1 protein-coding gene is annotated in these 491 nt (G+C 29.9%); it reads right to left on the bottom strand.

Annotated features, from left to right (window positions below):
* Positions 1-491 (bottom strand): transposase (locus UUA_RS19105; protein WP_155943287.1); only part of this gene is annotated, 491 nt, incomplete at both ends.

Genomic DNA, 491 nt, shown 5'->3' with positions numbered 1-491 from the left:
TTAGAAAGAGTCCGGGACATAAAGTATCTGGATAAGTGAAAAAAGACAATTTCTATTGAAATAATATAGAAATTGTCTTTTTTATAATTTTTTTGATTATTTTCAGCTCGTTGAGCTGTTACTTTTCTTATATTAAGTGCCATTAGCACAAATCCTAGTTCTCTTTTGGCTTTATTTATCCCTCGAACGGACATTCGAGTGAAACCCAAAATAGCCTTCATAAATCCAAAAACAGGCTCCACATCAATTTTTCTTTGACTGTAGATGGTTTTTATTTTTGGTTCTGAAAGCTTTTTATTAATTTGGGCTTTAAAATATTCCCAATTATAATTTTTCATTATTTTTTTATTCGTTTTTGAATTGTATTTCATGCATTGGTGTCTCAGAGGACATTCTGAACAATCATCACATTCATATAATTTGAAGTCTCTCTTAAACCCATATTTATCATGGCGATAGGCATATCTTTTAAAACCCAATCGCTTATTGTT

The sequence above is a fragment of the Rhodanobacter thiooxydans LCS2 genome, assembly GCF_000264375.1.
GTDB lineage: Bacteria > Pseudomonadota > Gammaproteobacteria > Xanthomonadales > Rhodanobacteraceae > Rhodanobacter > Rhodanobacter thiooxydans.
This window is presented reverse-complemented; position numbering and strand designations above follow the sequence as displayed.